At 66.6% G+C, this 14,522-nt stretch carries 13 protein-coding genes; 8 read left to right on the forward strand and 5 right to left on the reverse strand.

Annotated elements, in window-relative coordinates; all coding sequences use genetic code 11:
• The first annotated feature begins 12 nt into the window (after positions 1–12).
• The 7 genes from aceE (at position 13) to HBE63_RS14010 (ending at position 9,726) form a co-directional block, all read left to right on the forward strand.
• Positions 13–2,802, forward strand: a complete 2,790-nt coding sequence (gene aceE / locus HBE63_RS13980) for a pyruvate dehydrogenase (acetyl-transferring), homodimeric type (RefSeq protein WP_166905277.1) — start codon at positions 13–15, stop codon at positions 2,800–2,802.
• A 118-nt stretch (positions 2,803–2,920) separates the two neighbouring features.
• Positions 2,921–4,204, forward strand: a complete 1,284-nt coding sequence (locus HBE63_RS13985) for a CdaR family transcriptional regulator (protein WP_166905278.1) — start codon at positions 2,921–2,923, stop codon at positions 4,202–4,204.
• Positions 4,205–4,376: 172 nt separating this feature from the next.
• Positions 4,377–5,306 (forward strand): ACP S-malonyltransferase, encoded by a 930-nt coding sequence (locus HBE63_RS13990; protein WP_166909774.1) that lies wholly within the window; start codon positions 4,377–4,379, stop codon positions 5,304–5,306.
• 93 nt (positions 5,307–5,399) lie between these two features.
• Positions 5,400–5,696, forward strand: a complete 297-nt coding sequence (gene acpM, locus HBE63_RS13995; RefSeq protein WP_163660364.1) for a meromycolate extension acyl carrier protein AcpM — start codon at positions 5,400–5,402, stop codon at positions 5,694–5,696.
• On the forward strand, positions 5,693–6,943 hold the full coding sequence (kasA, locus tag HBE63_RS14000; protein ID WP_166905279.1) for a 3-oxoacyl-ACP synthase KasA: 1,251 nt from the start codon (positions 5,693–5,695) through the stop codon (positions 6,941–6,943). Before acpM ends, kasA begins: the two co-directional genes overlap by 4 nt.
• A gap of 77 nt (positions 6,944–7,020) precedes the next feature.
• Positions 7,021–8,274 (forward strand): 3-oxoacyl-ACP synthase KasB, encoded by a 1,254-nt coding sequence (gene kasB, locus HBE63_RS14005; protein ID WP_166905280.1) that lies wholly within the window; start codon positions 7,021–7,023, stop codon positions 8,272–8,274.
• A 30-nt stretch (positions 8,275–8,304) separates the two neighbouring features.
• Positions 8,305–9,726, forward strand: a complete 1,422-nt coding sequence (locus tag HBE63_RS14010) for an acyl-CoA carboxylase subunit beta (RefSeq protein ID WP_166905281.1) — start codon at positions 8,305–8,307, stop codon at positions 9,724–9,726.
• A 111-nt stretch (positions 9,727–9,837) separates the two neighbouring features.
• Here HBE63_RS14010 and HBE63_RS14015 read toward each other — a convergent pair whose 3' ends face one another.
• The 5 genes from HBE63_RS14015 to HBE63_RS14030 all read right to left on the reverse strand — a co-directional run bounded on the left by HBE63_RS14015 (position 9,838) and on the right by HBE63_RS14030 (position 12,888).
• A complete protein-coding gene (locus HBE63_RS14015; RefSeq protein WP_166902190.1) occupies positions 9,838–10,194 on the reverse strand; it encodes a hypothetical protein in 357 nt (118 codons plus the stop codon).
• Complete coding sequence (locus HBE63_RS31420; RefSeq protein WP_371814989.1) at positions 10,106–10,558, reverse strand: phospholipase effector Tle1 domain-containing protein; 453 nt, start codon at positions 10,556–10,558, stop codon at positions 10,106–10,108. The genes HBE63_RS14015 and HBE63_RS31420 overlap by 89 nt, the downstream gene beginning before the upstream one ends.
• Positions 10,482–10,676: a phospholipase effector Tle1 domain-containing protein gene (locus HBE63_RS31425; RefSeq protein WP_243858644.1), complete on the reverse strand. Its 195-nt coding sequence runs from the start codon at positions 10,674–10,676 to the stop codon at positions 10,482–10,484. The genes HBE63_RS31420 and HBE63_RS31425 overlap by 77 nt, the downstream gene beginning before the upstream one ends.
• Before the next feature lie 80 nt (positions 10,677–10,756).
• On the reverse strand, positions 10,757–12,304 hold the full coding sequence (locus HBE63_RS14025) for a glycerol-3-phosphate dehydrogenase/oxidase (RefSeq protein WP_166905282.1): 1,548 nt from the start codon (positions 12,302–12,304) through the stop codon (positions 10,757–10,759).
• A complete protein-coding gene (locus HBE63_RS14030) occupies positions 12,301–12,888 on the reverse strand; it encodes a TetR/AcrR family transcriptional regulator (RefSeq protein ID WP_166905283.1) in 588 nt (195 codons plus the stop codon). The genes HBE63_RS14025 and HBE63_RS14030 overlap by 4 nt, the downstream gene beginning before the upstream one ends.
• Positions 12,889–12,938: 50 nt before the next feature.
• Between HBE63_RS14030 and HBE63_RS14035 the strand changes: the two genes are divergently transcribed.
• Positions 12,939–14,519, forward strand: a complete 1,581-nt coding sequence (locus HBE63_RS14035; protein ID WP_208301450.1) for an FAD-binding oxidoreductase — start codon at positions 12,939–12,941, stop codon at positions 14,517–14,519.
• Positions 14,520–14,522 lie beyond the last annotated feature (3 nt).

The raw sequence follows: 14,522 nt of genomic DNA on the forward strand, positions 1-14,522 counted from the left end.
AAGGAGCGGAAGTTGACCACCGAGTTCGTGCGCCAGGACCTGGCCCAAAACTCCTCTACCCCAGCCGAACCCGACCGGGTACGGGTCATCCGGGAGGGGGTTGCCTCCTACCTTCCGGATATCGATACCGACGAGACCGCGGAATGGTTGGAGTCGTTCGACGAGTTGCTGGAGCGATCGGGGCCGGCGCGTGCCCGGTATCTGATGCTTCGCCTGCTGGAGCGCTCCCGCGAGAAGCGCGTCGCCATCCCGGCACTGACGTCGACCGACTACGTCAACACCATCCCAACCGAACTGGAGCCCTGGTTCCCCGGCGACGAGGACGTCGAACGACGCTACCGCGCCTGGATCCGTTGGAACGCGGCCATCATGGTGCACCGCGCCCAGCGGCCGGGAGTCGGTGTGGGCGGCCATATTTCGACGTACGCGTCGTCGGCGTCGCTGTACGAGATCGGGTTCAACCACTTCTTCCGCGGCAAATCGCACCCGGGCGGCGGCGACCAGGTCTTCATTCAGGGGCACGCCTCCCCCGGCATCTACGCGCGCGCCTTCCTGGAAGGCAGGCTGACGACCGACCAACTGGATGGTTTCCGCCAGGAACACAGCCATCCCGGCGGCGGCCTGCCGTCCTACCCGCACCCGCGCCTGATGCCGGATTTCTGGGAATTCCCGACGGTGTCGATGGGCCTGGGCCCGATGAACGCGATCTACCAGGCCCGGTTCAACCACTACCTGCATGATCGCGGCATCAAGGACACCTCCGATCAGCACGTGTGGGCATTCCTCGGCGACGGCGAGATGGATGAGCCGGAGAGCCGCGGCCTGATCCAGGTGGCCGCCAACGAGGCACTGGACAACCTGACCTTCGTGGTGAACTGCAACCTGCAGCGCCTGGATGGCCCGGTCCGCGGCAACGGCAAGATCATCCAGGAACTGGAGTCGTTCTTCCGCGGCGCCGGCTGGAACGTCATCAAGGTGGTGTGGGGCCGCGAGTGGGATGCGCTGCTGCACGCCGACCGCGACGGCGCGCTGGTCAACCTGATGAACACCACGCCCGACGGCGACTACCAGACCTACAAGGCCAACGACGGCGCCTACGTGCGCGACCACTTCTTCGGCCGCGACCCGCGCACCAAGGCCCTGGTCGAGCCGATGACCGACCAGGAGATCTGGAACCTCAAGCGCGGCGGTCACGACTACCGCAAGGTGTATGCCGCATACCGTGCCGCGATGGAGCACAAGGGCCAGCCGACGATCATCCTGGCCAAGACCATCAAGGGCTACACACTGGGCAGCCACTTCGAGGGCCGCAATGCCACGCACCAGATGAAAAAGCTTGCGCTGCAAGATCTCAAGGATTTCCGTGACGTCACGCGGGTACCGATCACCGATGAACAGCTCGAGCAGGACCCGTATCTGCCGCCGTACTACCACCCGGGGCCGGAAACCCCCGAGATCCGGTATCTGCTGGACCGGCGCCGCGCCCTGGGCGGGTTCGTGCCCGCCCGTCGGAACAAGTCCACGCCGCTGGCGCTTCCCGCGGCAGACGCCTACTCGGCACTGAAGAAGGGGTCCGGCAACCAGTCCGTGGCCACCACCATGGCGACGGTGCGTACATTCAAGGAACTGTTGCGGGACAAGAACATCGGTCCTCGCCTGGTGCCGATCATCCCCGACGAGGCCCGTACCTTCGGCATGGACTCGTGGTTCCCGAGCCTGAAGATCTACAACCGCAACGGGCAGCTGTACACGTCGGTGGATTCGGCATTGATGTTGGCCTACAAGGAATCCGAGATCGGCCAGATCCTGCACGAGGGTATCAACGAGGCCGGGTCCACCGCGTCGTTCACCGCGGTCGGCACGTCGTACTCCACCCACAACGAGCCGATGATCCCGATCTACATCTTCTATTCGATGTTCGGTTTCCAGCGCACCGGCGACGGCCTGTGGGCGGCGGCCGATCAGATGGCCAAGGGCTTCGTGCTCGGGGCGACGGCCGGGCGCACCACGCTGACCGGCGAGGGTCTGCAGCACGCCGACGGCCATTCGCTGCTGCTGGCGTCGACCAACCCCGCCGCGGTGACCTATGACCCGGCGTTCGCCTACGAGGTCGCCCACATCATCGAGAGCGGCCTGCAGCGGATGTACGGCGAGCACGCCGAGAACGTGTTCTTCTACATCACCATCTACAACGAGCCCTACGTACAGCCCGCAGAGCCGGCCAACCTGGACACCGAGGCCCTGCTGCGCGGCATGTACCGCTACCGCAAAGCTCCCGAACAACGCACGAACACCGCCCAGATCCTGGCATCGGGTGTGTCGATGCCCGAGGCACTCCGCGCGGCGGACATGCTGGCGGCAGAGTGGGATGTGGCGGCCGACGTGTGGTCGGTAACCAGCTGGGGCGAGCTCAACCGGGAAGGCGTGGAGATCGAGCGGCACCGGCTGCGCCATCCGGATCAGCCCGCCCGCACCCCGCACGTCACCAGCGCCCTGGCCGATGCGGCTGGCCCGGTGGTGGCGGTGTCGGACTGGATGCGTGGGGTGCCCGAGCAGATCCGGCCGTGGGTGCCGGGCACCTACATCACGCTGGGTACCGACGGCTTCGGCTTCTCCGACACCCGACCGGCGGCACGGCGTTTCTTCAACACCGACGCCGAGTCGGTGGTGGTCGCGGCGCTGGAGGGGCTGGCGCGTGATGGCGAGATCGATCCCTCGGTGCCCATCGCGGCAGCCAAGCAGTACAAGATCGACGACGTGTTCGCCGCGGCGGTGTCCTTCGTGGACACCGGCAGCGCCTAGTTTCTTCGCGCGAGCAGACGCTCCGGTACCCCGGATCGCGACAATTCGGGTGCCGGAGCGTCTGCTCGCGGAAGGACTGTTGGAGGAATCCACCAGAAAATAGGCGTAGCTTTTAGGGATGCCCGACAAGCGGTTCATACCGCCGAAATCGACCGTCGAGGTCCTTGAGAGCGTGCCCGACTCGGTGCTGCGCCGGTTGAAGCAGTACTCCGGCCGACTGGCCACCGAGGCGGTACACGCCATGGCGGAGCGCCTGGACTTCTTCTCCGATCTCGACGCATCGCAGCGGGCCAGCGTGCAGCTGGTGGTGCAGACCGCCGTCGTCAACTTCGTCGAATGGATGCGGGACCCAACCAGCGACGTCAGCTATACCGCCCAGGCCTTCGAAGTGGTGCCGCAGGACCTGCGCCGCCGGATCGCACTGCGCCAGTCGGTCGAGATGGTGCGGACCTCGATGGAGTTCTTCGAGGAGGTGGTGCCGCTGCTGGCCCGGTCCGAGGAGCAGCTCAACGCGCTGACCGCGGGCATCCTGCGCTACAGCCGAGACCTGGCGTTCGCAGCGGCCAGCGCCTACGCCGACCAGGCGGAGGCCCGCGGGGCCTGGGATCTGCGGATGGAGGCCAACGTCGTCGACGCCGTGGTGCGCGGCGACACCGGGCCCGAGTTGCAGTCCCAGGCCGCGGCCCTGAACTGGGATGCGACCGCGCCGGCCACAGTGATCGTCGGCCTGCCGCGTCCAGATCGGTTGGACCTCGCTCGCGATGACATCCATGACGTTGTGAAGCGTCATAAACGCGCGGCACTGTCCGATGTGCACGGCACCTGGCTGGTGACCATCGTGTCCGGCGCGCTGTCAGCAACCGACCGCTTCCTGGTCGACCTGCTGTCGGTGTTCGCCGACGGCCCGGTGGTGACCGGGCCGACCTCCCCGACGCTGACGGCCGCGCACCGCAGCGCCACCGAGGCGATCTCCGGGATGAACGCGGTGGCCGGCTGGCCCGGTGCACCCCGGCCGGTGTCTGCCCGCGAGCTGCTGCCCGAACGGGCCCTGATGGGCGATGCGACGGCGCTCGCGGCACTGGAGAGCGAGGTCATGCGCCCGTTGGCCGATGCCGGGCCGGCACTCACGGAGACCCTGGACGCATTCCTGGATTCCGGGGGTGCCATAGAAGCTTGTGCGCGCAAATTGTTCGTTCATCCAAACACCGTGCGCTACCGGCTGAAACGGATCGGCGACTTCACCGGGCGCGATCCAGCGGTGCCGCGGGACGCGTACGTGCTGCGTGTGGCTTCGACAACCGGCAGACTGAGCAAACAGGCGTACCAGCCGAGCACGCCAAATGCCGGAACCGTGGTGATACCGGCGATTCGCCCGGCACATTCTGCCAGACAACGGGCCTGAGCTGGGCTCACCCGACGTCCGAGCGGCTGTGACAGATTTCGCTGCGGTGAAGGCAATGTCGCATCACATGCACTTTTGTGGGGAACCTACAAAAACATAAGACAAGGTTCATAATCTCTTACACCCCACAAAACCGTCTTCACAGTGTTCTCTTAATGACGTGCCTCAACCCATGCTCGCATTGCTTGCTCCCGGACAGGGATCGCAGACGCCCGGCATGCTCTCCTCTTGGCTGGAGCTGCCCGGTGCGGCCGATCGCCTCGCCACGTGGTCGCAGATCAGCGGCCTGGATCTGGCGCGTCTGGGAACCACCGCCACCGCCGAGGAGATCACCGACACCGCGGTGACGCAGCCGTTGGTGGTGGCCGCCACGCTGCTGGCCTATGAGGAACTGACCAAGCGCGGCGTGCCCGAGACCGCTGAAACCATCGTCGCGGGCCATTCGGTCGGTGAGATCGCCGCCTACGCCATCGCCGGCGTCATCTCTGCTGACGACGCCGTCAAGCTGGCCGCCACCCGTGGTGCCGAGATGGCCAAGGCCTGCGCGGCCGAGCCGACCGGCATGTCTGCGGTGCTCGGCGGCGACGAGGCCGAAGTATTGGAAGCGCTGGCACGTCTTGACCTGATCCCCGCCAACCGCAACGCCGCGGGCCAGATCGTAGCCGCCGGCGCGATCGCTGCCCTGGAGAAGCTCGCCGAGGATCCGCCGGCCAAGGCCCGCGTCCGTCAGCTGGCCACCGCGGGCGCGTTCCACACCCGGTACATGGCCTCCGCACTGGACGGGTACGCCGCCGCCGCGGAGTCTGTAACGACCACAGAGTCCTTGGGCCCGACCACGATTCTCCTGTCGAACGTGGACGGCCAGCCGGTCGCCTCGGCCGCCGATGCCATGGAGAAGCTGGTGTCCCAGCTGACCAAGCCGGTGCGCTGGGATCTGTGCTCGGCCACCATCCGGGAGCGCTTCCAGGGCGCCGAGCGCGCCGGGATCGTCGAGTTCCCGCCGGCGGGCACCCTGGTCGGTATCGCCAAGCGTGAACTGAAGGGCACGCCGACCCGCGCGGTCAAGGCCCCCGCAGATCTGGACGGGCTGGACGAGCTGTAAGTCCAGCGACAACCGAATAGCCAACGAAATACCGAACGACCCGAATTGTCCTCCGCATCCGGAGGGCAGTCTCAACAAAAAGAAGGAAACACCATGGGCGCCAGCCAAGAAGAAATCATCTCCGGTCTCGCCGAGATCATCGAAGAGGTCACCGGCATCGAGCCGTCTGAGGTGACCCCCGAGAAGTCGTTCGTCGACGACCTGGACATCGACTCGCTGTCGATGGTGGAGATCGCCGTGCAGACCGAGGACAAGTACGGCGTGAAGATCCCCGACGAGGACCTGGCCGGCCTGCGCACCGTCGGTGACGTCGTCTCCTACATCCAGAAGCTCGAGGAAGAGAACCCCGAGGCCGCCGCCGCCCTGCGCGAGAAGTTTGGCTCGGAATGACCAGACCTTCCACTGCTAACGGAGGCTTCCCGAACGTCGTGGTGACTGCCGTGGAGGCCACCACGGCGCTCGCTGCTGACATCGAGAGCACGTGGAAGGGCCTCCTGGCCGGAGAAAGCGGCATCCGTGAGTTGACCGACGACTTCGTCACCAAGTGGGACCTGCCGGTGCGTATCGGTGGTCACCTGGTCGACGACATCGACAGTTACCTGACCCGCATCGAGTTGCGCCGTAACTCCTACGTGCAGCGCATGTCTCTGGTGCTGGCCCGCCGGCTATGGAAGAACGCGGGTGCACCCGAGGTCGATCCGGATCGTTTCGCGGTCGTGATCGGCACTGGTCTCGGTGGTGGCGAGAAGATCGTCGAAACCTACGACGCGATGAACGAGGGCGGGATCCGCAAGGTCAGCCCGCTCGCCGTTCAGATGATCATGCCCAACGGTGCCGCCGCAGTCGCCGGTCTGGAACTAGGTGCCCGCGCCGGGGTCATCACCCCGGTGTCGGCATGCTCGTCGGGTTCTGAGGCCATTGCCCACGGCTGGCGTCAGATCGTGATGGGTGATGCGGACTTCGCCGTCGTCGGTGGCGTGGAAGGCGGTATCGAGGCACTGCCGATCGCGGCGTTCTCGATGATGCGCGCCATGTCGACCCGCAACGACGATCCCGCGGGTGCGTCCAGGCCGTTCGACAAGGATCGCGATGGTTTCGTGTTCGGCGAGGCCGGCGCGATGATGATCATCGAGACCGAGGAGCACGCCCTGGCTCGTGGCGCCAAGCCGCTGGCCCGCGTGATGGGTGCCGGTATCACCTCGGACGCGTTCCACATGGTGGCTCCGGCCGACAACGGTCAGCGTGCCGGTGCCGCGATGAAGCGTGCACTGGAAACCGCCGGTATCGACGCCAAGGACATTGACCACGTCAATGCCCACGGCACGGCAACCCCGATCGGTGACACCGCCGAGGCCAATGCCATCCGCGTTGCCGGATGCGAGAACGCCGCGGTCTACGCCCCGAAGTCGGCGCTGGGTCACTCGATCGGTGCGGTCGGTGCGCTGGAGTCGGTGTTGACGGTGCTCGCATTGCGGGACGGGGTCATCCCCCCGACCCTCAACTACGAGACACCTGATCCTGAGATCGATCTCGATGTGGTTGCGGGCGAGCCTCGTTATGGCGACTACAAGTACGCCATCAACAACTCGTTCGGATTCGGTGGCCACAATGTGGCTCTGGCCTTTGGGAAGTACTGAGACCGGGCAGACAGCCCGGTAGGTAACCCCCGAAGTAAACAACCGAGGGAATGCACGGAAGGAAGAACTCCGTAAATATGGCGGGATTGTCCACTGGGAATGGTCTTCCCAATGTGGTTGTCACCGGCGTAGCCATGTCAACGGCGCTGGCAACCGATGCTGAGAACACGTGGAAGAAGCTGCTCGACGGTCAGAGCGGGATCCGGTTACTCACTGATCCGTTCGTCGAGCAGTACGACCTTCCGGTCCGTATCGGCGGGCACCTCCTGGAGGATTTCGATCATGAGCTGACGCGGGTCGAACTGCGCCGGTTGTCATATTTGCAAAAGATGTCGACGGTGATCGGCCGCCGGGTTTGGGCCAATGCAGGCTCCCCGGAGGTCGATACCCGCCGCCTCATGGTGTCCATCGGCACCGGCATGGGTTCCTCTGAGGAACTCCTGTTCGCCTACGACGCCATGCGGAACAAGGGCCTGCGCGCCGTGTCGCCGCTGGTGGTCCAGATGTACATGCCGAACGGGGCGGCGGCGGCCGTCGGTCTCGAACGCAAGGCCAAGGCCGGCGTCAGCACCCTGATCTCGGCCTGTGCGTCCGGCTCGGAGGCGATCGCGAACGCATGGCGCAACATCGTGCTCGGGGAAGCCGACATCGCCATCTGCGGTGGTGTGGAGACCAAGATCGAGGCCGTGCCGATCGCCGGCTTCGCCCAGATGCGCATCGTCCTGTCCAACAGCAACGACGATCCGGCCGGCGCCTGTAAGCCGTTCGACAAGGATCGCAACGGTTTTGTGTTCGGCGAGGGCGCCGCCCTCATGGTGATCGAGACCGAGGAGCACGCCAAAGCCCGGGGCGCCAATATCCTGGGCCGGCTCATGGGCGCGAGCATCACCTCTGACGGTTACCACATCGTGGCGCCGGACCCCAACGGTGAGCAGGCTGGTCACGCCATGACCCGCGCCATTCAATTGGCAGGCCTGCAGCCCACAGACATCGATCACATCAACGCGCATGCCACCGGCACCAGCGTCGGCGATGTGGCCGAGGGTAAGGCAATCAACAATGCGATGGACGGCCATGCGCCCGCGGTCTACGCGCCCAAGTCCGCGCTCGGCCATTCGGTCGGTGCGGTCGGTGCGGTCGAGTCCATCCTGACGGTGATGGCGCTGCGCGACGGCGTCATTCCTCCTACGCTCAATCTGCACAACCTCGATCCGGAGATTGATCTGGACGTGGTGGCCGGTGAGCCGCGACAAGGCGACTACAAGTACGCCATCAACAATTCGTTCGGATTCGGTGGGCACAACGTCGCGCTCGCCTTCGGGAAGTACTGAACCCAGCGCTTTCCACTAGAGGAGACCTTTATGACGATCATGGCCCCCGAAACTGCTGCTGAATCGCTCGACCCCCGCGATCCGCTGCTGCGCCTGCAGACCTTCTTCGATGACGGCAGCGTCGAGCTGCTGCACGAGCGGGACCGCTCCGGCGTGCTGGCCGCGGCCGGCACCGTCAACGGCGTTCGTACGGTGGCGTTCTGCACCGACGGCACCGTGATGGGCGGCGCCATGGGCATCGAGGGCTGTGCCCACATCGTCAATGCGTATGACAACGCGATCGAGGAGCAGAGCCCGATCGTGGGGATCTGGCACTCTGGCGGCGCGCGGCTGGCCGAGGGCGTCAAGGCGCTGCACGCGGTCGGTCTGGTCTTCGAGGCGATGATCCGGGCCTCGGGCTACATCCCGCAGATCTCGGTGGTCGTCGGCTTCGCGGCCGGCGGTGCGGCTTACGGCCCCGCCCTGACCGACGTCATCATCATGGCCCCCGACAGCAAGGTGTTCGTCACCGGTCCGGACGTGGTGCGCAGCGTCACCGGTGAGGACGTCGACATGGTGTCGCTGGGCGGCCCCGACGCCCACCACAAGAAGTCCGGTGTGTGCCACATCGTGGCCGACGACGAGCTCGACGCCTATGAGCGCGGTCGCCGTCTGGTCGGATTGTTCAGCCAGCAGGGTCATTTCGATCGGACCAAGGCCGAGGCCGGCGACACCGACCTGACCGCGCTGATGCCCGAATCGGCTCGTCGCGCCTACGACGTGCACCCGATCATCGAGGCTCTCCTCGACGAGGGCGTGCCGTTCGAGGAATTCCAGGGCAAGTGGGCCCCGTCGATCGTGGTCGGTCTCGGCCGTCTCGCCGGCCGGTCTGTCGGTGTGATCGCCAACAATCCGCTGCGCCTCGGCGGCTGCCTGAACTCCGAAAGTGCCGAGAAGTCAGCACGTTTCGTGCGGCTGTGCGACGCCTTCGGTATTCCGCTGGTGGTCATCGTCGACGTCCCGGGCTACCTGCCCGGCGTGGACCAGGAGTGGGGCGGCGTGGTCCGCCGCGGCGCCAAGCTGCTGCATGCCTTCGGCGAGTCCTCAGTCCCCCGCGTCACCCTGGTGACCCGCAAGATCTACGGCGGCGCCTACATCGCGATGAACTCGCGTTCGCTCAATGCCACCAAGGTGTTCGCCTGGCCGGACGCCGAGGTCGCCGTGATGGGCGCCAAGGCAGCCGTGGGCATCCTGCACAAGCGCAAGCTGGCCGCCGCTCCGGATCACGAGCGCGAGGCGCTGCACGAGGAGCTGGCCATCGAGCACGAGCGCATCGCCGGCGGTGTGGATTCCGCGATCGAGATCGGCGTGGTCGACGAGAAGATCGATCCGGCGCACACCCGCAGCAAGCTGACGCAGGCGCTGGCCGAGGCCCCGCACCGGCGCGGCCGCCACAAGAACATCCCGCTGTAACTCTTCAGCTGGCTCGAATGGCCAGTTATTGCACACTTTCGACGAAAAGTTGTGCGATAACTGGCGATTCGGCGTTTTGACCCAACTGGCGCGTGGTGCAACCGCCGGGAGTCAGCCGATCCGGCTCAGGTCATTGCCCACTGCGATCTGCATGATCCGGCGCTCCGGATCGTCGTTGGGTACAGCGGCTTTCCACCAACCACGTGATCGCTCTTGCCGGCAGACGGTCGAGGCGATGTATTCGTTGCCGCCCTTTCCACCCTCGCGCGAATGGGGAGGCAGGAAGCGGTAGATGCCTTTCCGCGATTTCTCCGCCGCCTGAGCCGGATTCGGGTTGATGCGGGTGTATGCGTCGACTATGTCGTCGAGCGTTGTCGCCTCACCGGGGAACGCGCCGGGCTGGAAGGCTTTGTCGACGAACGACAGTCCCGCGCGGCGAGCCTTCTCCACCCACATCGGAGTGCGCACCGGCGAACCACACCTGTTCCAGACGCTGCTCGGGCGGAGCCTTATCCGATTGGGACCAGATGGTCGGTACGAACGGACCGCGCCGCTCGTCGATCGCGAGTGCCTGGTAGGCCTCCCCGACCTTGGAACTCAGGGTGGTGTCGTGAAACTCGTACCGCTTGTTGAATTGACGGGCCAGCCACCCTCCGACTGACGGTATCCCCAGGGCGCCCACGGTGTCCCAGACGCCGACGAAACGGATCTCGGGTTCACAGGAGTACATCTTCCGGAACAGTGCCGCCGTAACGCTACGCCGAGCAGTCGGTCGGACCGGGTGGTGCCCACCCCCCGGTGGTAGAACAGCCGCTGCTCTCGCCCTGCTCATCGTGAGAAGCCAGCCCCATCGCCACTTTCGCGACGTTGGTCGGCGTCGGCTTGCCCTTCGTTGTCTGATCAGGTGTGTTCCACGTGCCGTCGCAGCACACCACCAGTCGCTTCGCCATGATCGAGCTCCCTCACCACACAGGTTTGCACCTCTTGGGTCAGTGTGCGCGCGGCGACCAGCGACGCCACGCGTAGTGGTCTACTCGACTTCCCCGAATTCCGCGATCATCTCGGCAGCCGCCTCACCTGCGCGGTCCCGGTCGGCGCTGACCAGCCCGATGCGCGTACGCCGGTCGAGGATGTCGTCGGCCCCCAGGGCCCCTTCGTGGGTGACGGCGTACTCGAATTCGGCGCGGATGACGTCGATTCCGTCGGCAACCGATTCGGTGGGGCGGGCGCAGCGCGCCTGGGCGATCACGTTGGGCGCCTCGGCGCCGTACCGGGCTACCAGCGAGGACGGCAACGCATGTTCAGATCGCAGGGTGGACACCGGATTGGCCGGGGCTCCTACGAGCGGCAGGTTGGCCGTACGGCAGCCCGAGCCGGTGAGCCCGCGCAGGGACAGCGCGCGGTCGAGCACATCCTGGGCCATGTACCGGTATTCGGTGAGCTTCCCGCCGATGATGCTGATCACCCCGCTCGCCGATTCCACCACTGCGTGCTCGCGGGACACGTCGGCCGTGTTGCCCTGCCCGGTGTCGATCAACGGCCGCAGCCCGGCATAGGCCCCTCGCACATCTGACGTGGTCAGCTCGGTGGCCAGCGCGGTGTTGACGGTGTCCAAGAGAAAGCCGGTCTCCTCCGGAGTCGGTTGTGGCACATCGGGAATGGGACCCGGTGCATCCTCGTCGGTCAGCCCGAGGTACACGCGACCAAGCTGTTCGGGCATGGCGAAGACGAACCGGTTCAACTCCCCCGGTATCGGAATGGTCAGGGCCGCGGTGGGATTGCCGAACGCGGCAGCGTCGAAGACCAGATGCGTTCCACGACTGGGCCGCAGCGTGAGCGCCGGATCGAGATCGCCGGCCCACACTCCGGCGGCGTTGATGACCACGCCGGCGGTCGCGTCGAAGGAATCCCCGGTCAGTTCGTCGGTCAGGCGTACCCAGGTGGCGCCGGCGGCACTGGCCGACACCCTGGTCAGGATGCGGGCTCCGTGCTGGGCGGCGGTGCGGGCGACGGCAGCCACCAGGCGGGCGTCGTCGATGAGCTGGCCGTCGTAGGCCAGATAGCCGCCGTCGAGCCCCTCGGTGCGCACGGTAGGCGCCAGTTCGACGGCACGATGTGCGTCCACCCGGCTCGACCGCGGCAGGGTGGACGCGCTGGTTCCCGCGAGCCTGCGCAGGCCGTCGCCGGCGACGAATCCGGTGCGCACCAACGCTCGCGACGCACGTCCCATCGACGGCAGCAGCGGCACCAGCTGCTGCATGGCGTTGACGAGGTGAGGTGCGTTGCGGGTCATCAGGATTCCGCGTTCGATCGCACTGCGGCGAGCGATCCCGATGTTGCCGGTGGCCAGGTAGCGAAGTCCGCCGTGCACCAGTTTCGAGCTCCACCGGCTGGTTCCGAATGCCAGATCGTGCTTCTCCACCAGCGCCACACTCAGACCTCGGGTGGCGGCATCCAGCGCGATGCCCGCACCGGTGATCCCACCTCCGATGACGATCACGTCGACCGGTTGCCCGTTGGCGAGTGCGGCCAGTTCGGTTGTGCGCCTGGTGCGGTTGAGTGCCGTCGGGCCGGTCATGATGCCAGGTATCCGTTCAGTGCGTGGGTGAGCTCGGCCACCAGCGCGTCGGCGTCGAGGATGGGCTCGACCATCTGCGCGGACTGGATCGCCGACTGGGTGATCAGCAGGCACATGGTGGCCAGTTGGCGGGGATCCCCGGCCCGGACGCGGTTGCCCCCCAAGCCGGCCTCTTGTGCGAGCTTGAGCTCCCCGGCCAGCGCATCGATCAGAATCTGCTGGCTGGTACCCAGCCGCTCGGCGATGTAGACCATCGCCACCTCGGGTGCGGAGTGCAGCACCGCCATGATCACCTCGTCGCGACGCAGCCGTGCGGCCACAGTGACGATGCGGTCGACCAGCGCTGCACGGCCCGGACCGCCGATCGCGGTCGTATCGAGAACACCCACGATCCGCGCGGTGAGCAGCGCGGCCAGGATCGACTGGGTGTCGGGGAAGCGCCGATACACGGTCGGGCGGCTGACCCCGGCCCGGCGGGCGATCTCCGCCAGAGTCACCCGGTCCACGCCGAAGGCCAGCACGCAGCTGGCGGCCGCATCCAAGATCTGGTCGCTCAGCGATCTCTCGTTACTGATTGACATCATGTGTAATACTGTAATGCATGACTCAGCCGGCCGAGCAGTTTCTGCCTCCGATGAAGTGGAATGCCTGGGGCGACCCGCAGGCAGCCAAACCGCTCTCCGACGGAATCCGGGCCCTCCTGCAGCAGGCGCTGGGCATCGATGCCGCGCCGCCGCCAGTGCCGACGCCCGAGCAGGTGCAGTTGCGGCCGTCGACACTGCCCGACGGTGATCGGAAGGCACTCGCCGCCATCGTCGGCGCGCCGCACTGCGGTACCGACACCATGTCCCGGCTGCTGCGCGCCGGTGGCAAGTCCACGTTGGACCTGTTGCGCCGCAACGATTCCGCCGTGCAGGATGCGCCTGATGCGGTGCTGCTCCCGGGTACCGAGAACGAAATAGCCGAGGTGCTCCGATACTGCACCGAACACCGGATCGCGGTCGTCCCGTTCGGCGGCGGGACCAGCGTGGTGGGCGGCCTCGATCCGCTGCGCGGTGATTTCACCGCGGTCGTCGCGCTCGACCTGCGCCGGTTCGACGCGCTACACAGCCTCGACGAGGTGACCGGTGAGGCCGAGCTCGGCGCGGGCGTCACCGGCCCACAGGCCGAGGCATTACTTGGCGCACACGGCTTCTCGCTGGGCCACTTTCCGCAGAGCTTCCAGTTCGCCACGATCGGCGGGTTCGCCGCCACCCGGTCCTCGGGGCAGGATTCGGCCGGGTACGGCCGCTTCGACGACATGGTCCGCGGCCTGCGCACGGTAACCCCGGCGGGGACGCTGGACCTCGGCCGGGCCCCGGCCTCGGCAGCCGGACCGGACCTGCGGCAACTGCTCCTCGGCTCGGAAGGGGTGTTCGGCGTCATCACCCGGGTCCGGGTTCGCGTGCATCCGGTGCCCGAGACCACCCGCTACGAGGCCTGGTCCTTCCCGGATTTCGCCACTGGCGCCGAGGCGCTGCGGGCCGTCACCCAGACCGGCACCGGCCCGACGGTGATCCGACTGTCCGACGAGGTCGAGACGGGGGTGAACCTGGCCACCACGGAAAGCATTGGCGAGCAGAGCATCACCGGCGGCTGCCTGGCCATCACGTTGTTCGAGGGCACCGCGGCGCACACCGAGAGTCGCCATGACGAGACCCGTGCCGTCCTGCAAGCCAACGGCGGTACCTCGCTGGGTGAGGCACCGGCCCTGGCCTGGGAACACGGCCGATTCAATGCGCCGTATCTGCGCGATTCTCTGCTGGCCGCCGGCGCATTGTGCGAGACGCTGGAGACCGCCACCACGTGGTCCAACCTGACCACTCTGAAGGCAGCGGTCACCGAAGCGCTGACCACCGCGCTCGCCGAATCCGGGACGCCGGCCCTGGTGATGTGCCACATTTCGCATGTGTACCCCACCGGTGCGTCGTTGTACTTCACGGTCGTCGCCGCCCAGCGCGGCAACCCGATCGAGCAATGGCAGGCCGCCAAGTCGGCGGCCTCAGACGCGATGGTGCGGGGCGGCGGCACCATCACCCACCACCACGCCGTCGGCGCGGACCACCGCCCGTGGATGCGTGAGGAGATCGGCGATCTCGGCGCCGAGGTACTGCGCGCCGTCAAGGCCACGCTGGATCCGGCCGGAATCCTCAACCCGGGCAAGCTGATTCCGTGAATC

It is taken from the genome of Mycobacterium sp. DL440, assembly GCF_011745145.1.
Lineage (GTDB): Bacteria > Actinomycetota > Actinomycetes > Mycobacteriales > Mycobacteriaceae > Mycobacterium.

What these genes read in the sequence shown, in the direction of transcription:
- HBE63_RS31425 (WP_243858644.1), bottom strand. Translation starts at nt 10,676, where the DNA reads ATGGCGAAGCGACTGGTGGTGTGCTGCGACGGCACGTGGAACACACCT.
- kasA (WP_166905279.1), top strand. Translation starts at nt 5,693, where the DNA reads ATGACCAGACCTTCCACTGCTAACGGAGGCTTCCCGAACGTCGTGGTG.
- HBE63_RS31420 (WP_371814989.1), bottom strand. Translation starts at nt 10,558, where the DNA reads ATGAGCAGGGCGAGAGCAGCGGCTGTTCTACCACCGGGGGGTGGGCAC.
- kasB (WP_166905280.1), top strand. Translation starts at nt 7,021, where the DNA reads ATGGCGGGATTGTCCACTGGGAATGGTCTTCCCAATGTGGTTGTCACC.
- HBE63_RS13985 (WP_166905278.1), top strand. Translation starts at nt 2,921, where the DNA reads ATGCCCGACAAGCGGTTCATACCGCCGAAATCGACCGTCGAGGTCCTT.
- HBE63_RS14035 (WP_208301450.1), top strand. Translation starts at nt 12,939, where the DNA reads ATGAAGTGGAATGCCTGGGGCGACCCGCAGGCAGCCAAACCGCTCTCC.
- HBE63_RS14025 (WP_166905282.1), bottom strand. Translation starts at nt 12,304, where the DNA reads ATGACCGGCCCGACGGCACTCAACCGCACCAGGCGCACAACCGAACTG.
- acpM (WP_163660364.1), top strand. Translation starts at nt 5,400, where the DNA reads ATGGGCGCCAGCCAAGAAGAAATCATCTCCGGTCTCGCCGAGATCATC.
- HBE63_RS13990 (WP_166909774.1), top strand. Translation starts at nt 4,377, where the DNA reads ATGCTCGCATTGCTTGCTCCCGGACAGGGATCGCAGACGCCCGGCATG.
- HBE63_RS14010 (WP_166905281.1), top strand. Translation starts at nt 8,305, where the DNA reads ATGACGATCATGGCCCCCGAAACTGCTGCTGAATCGCTCGACCCCCGC.
- HBE63_RS14030 (WP_166905283.1), bottom strand. Translation starts at nt 12,888, where the DNA reads ATGATGTCAATCAGTAACGAGAGATCGCTGAGCGACCAGATCTTGGAT.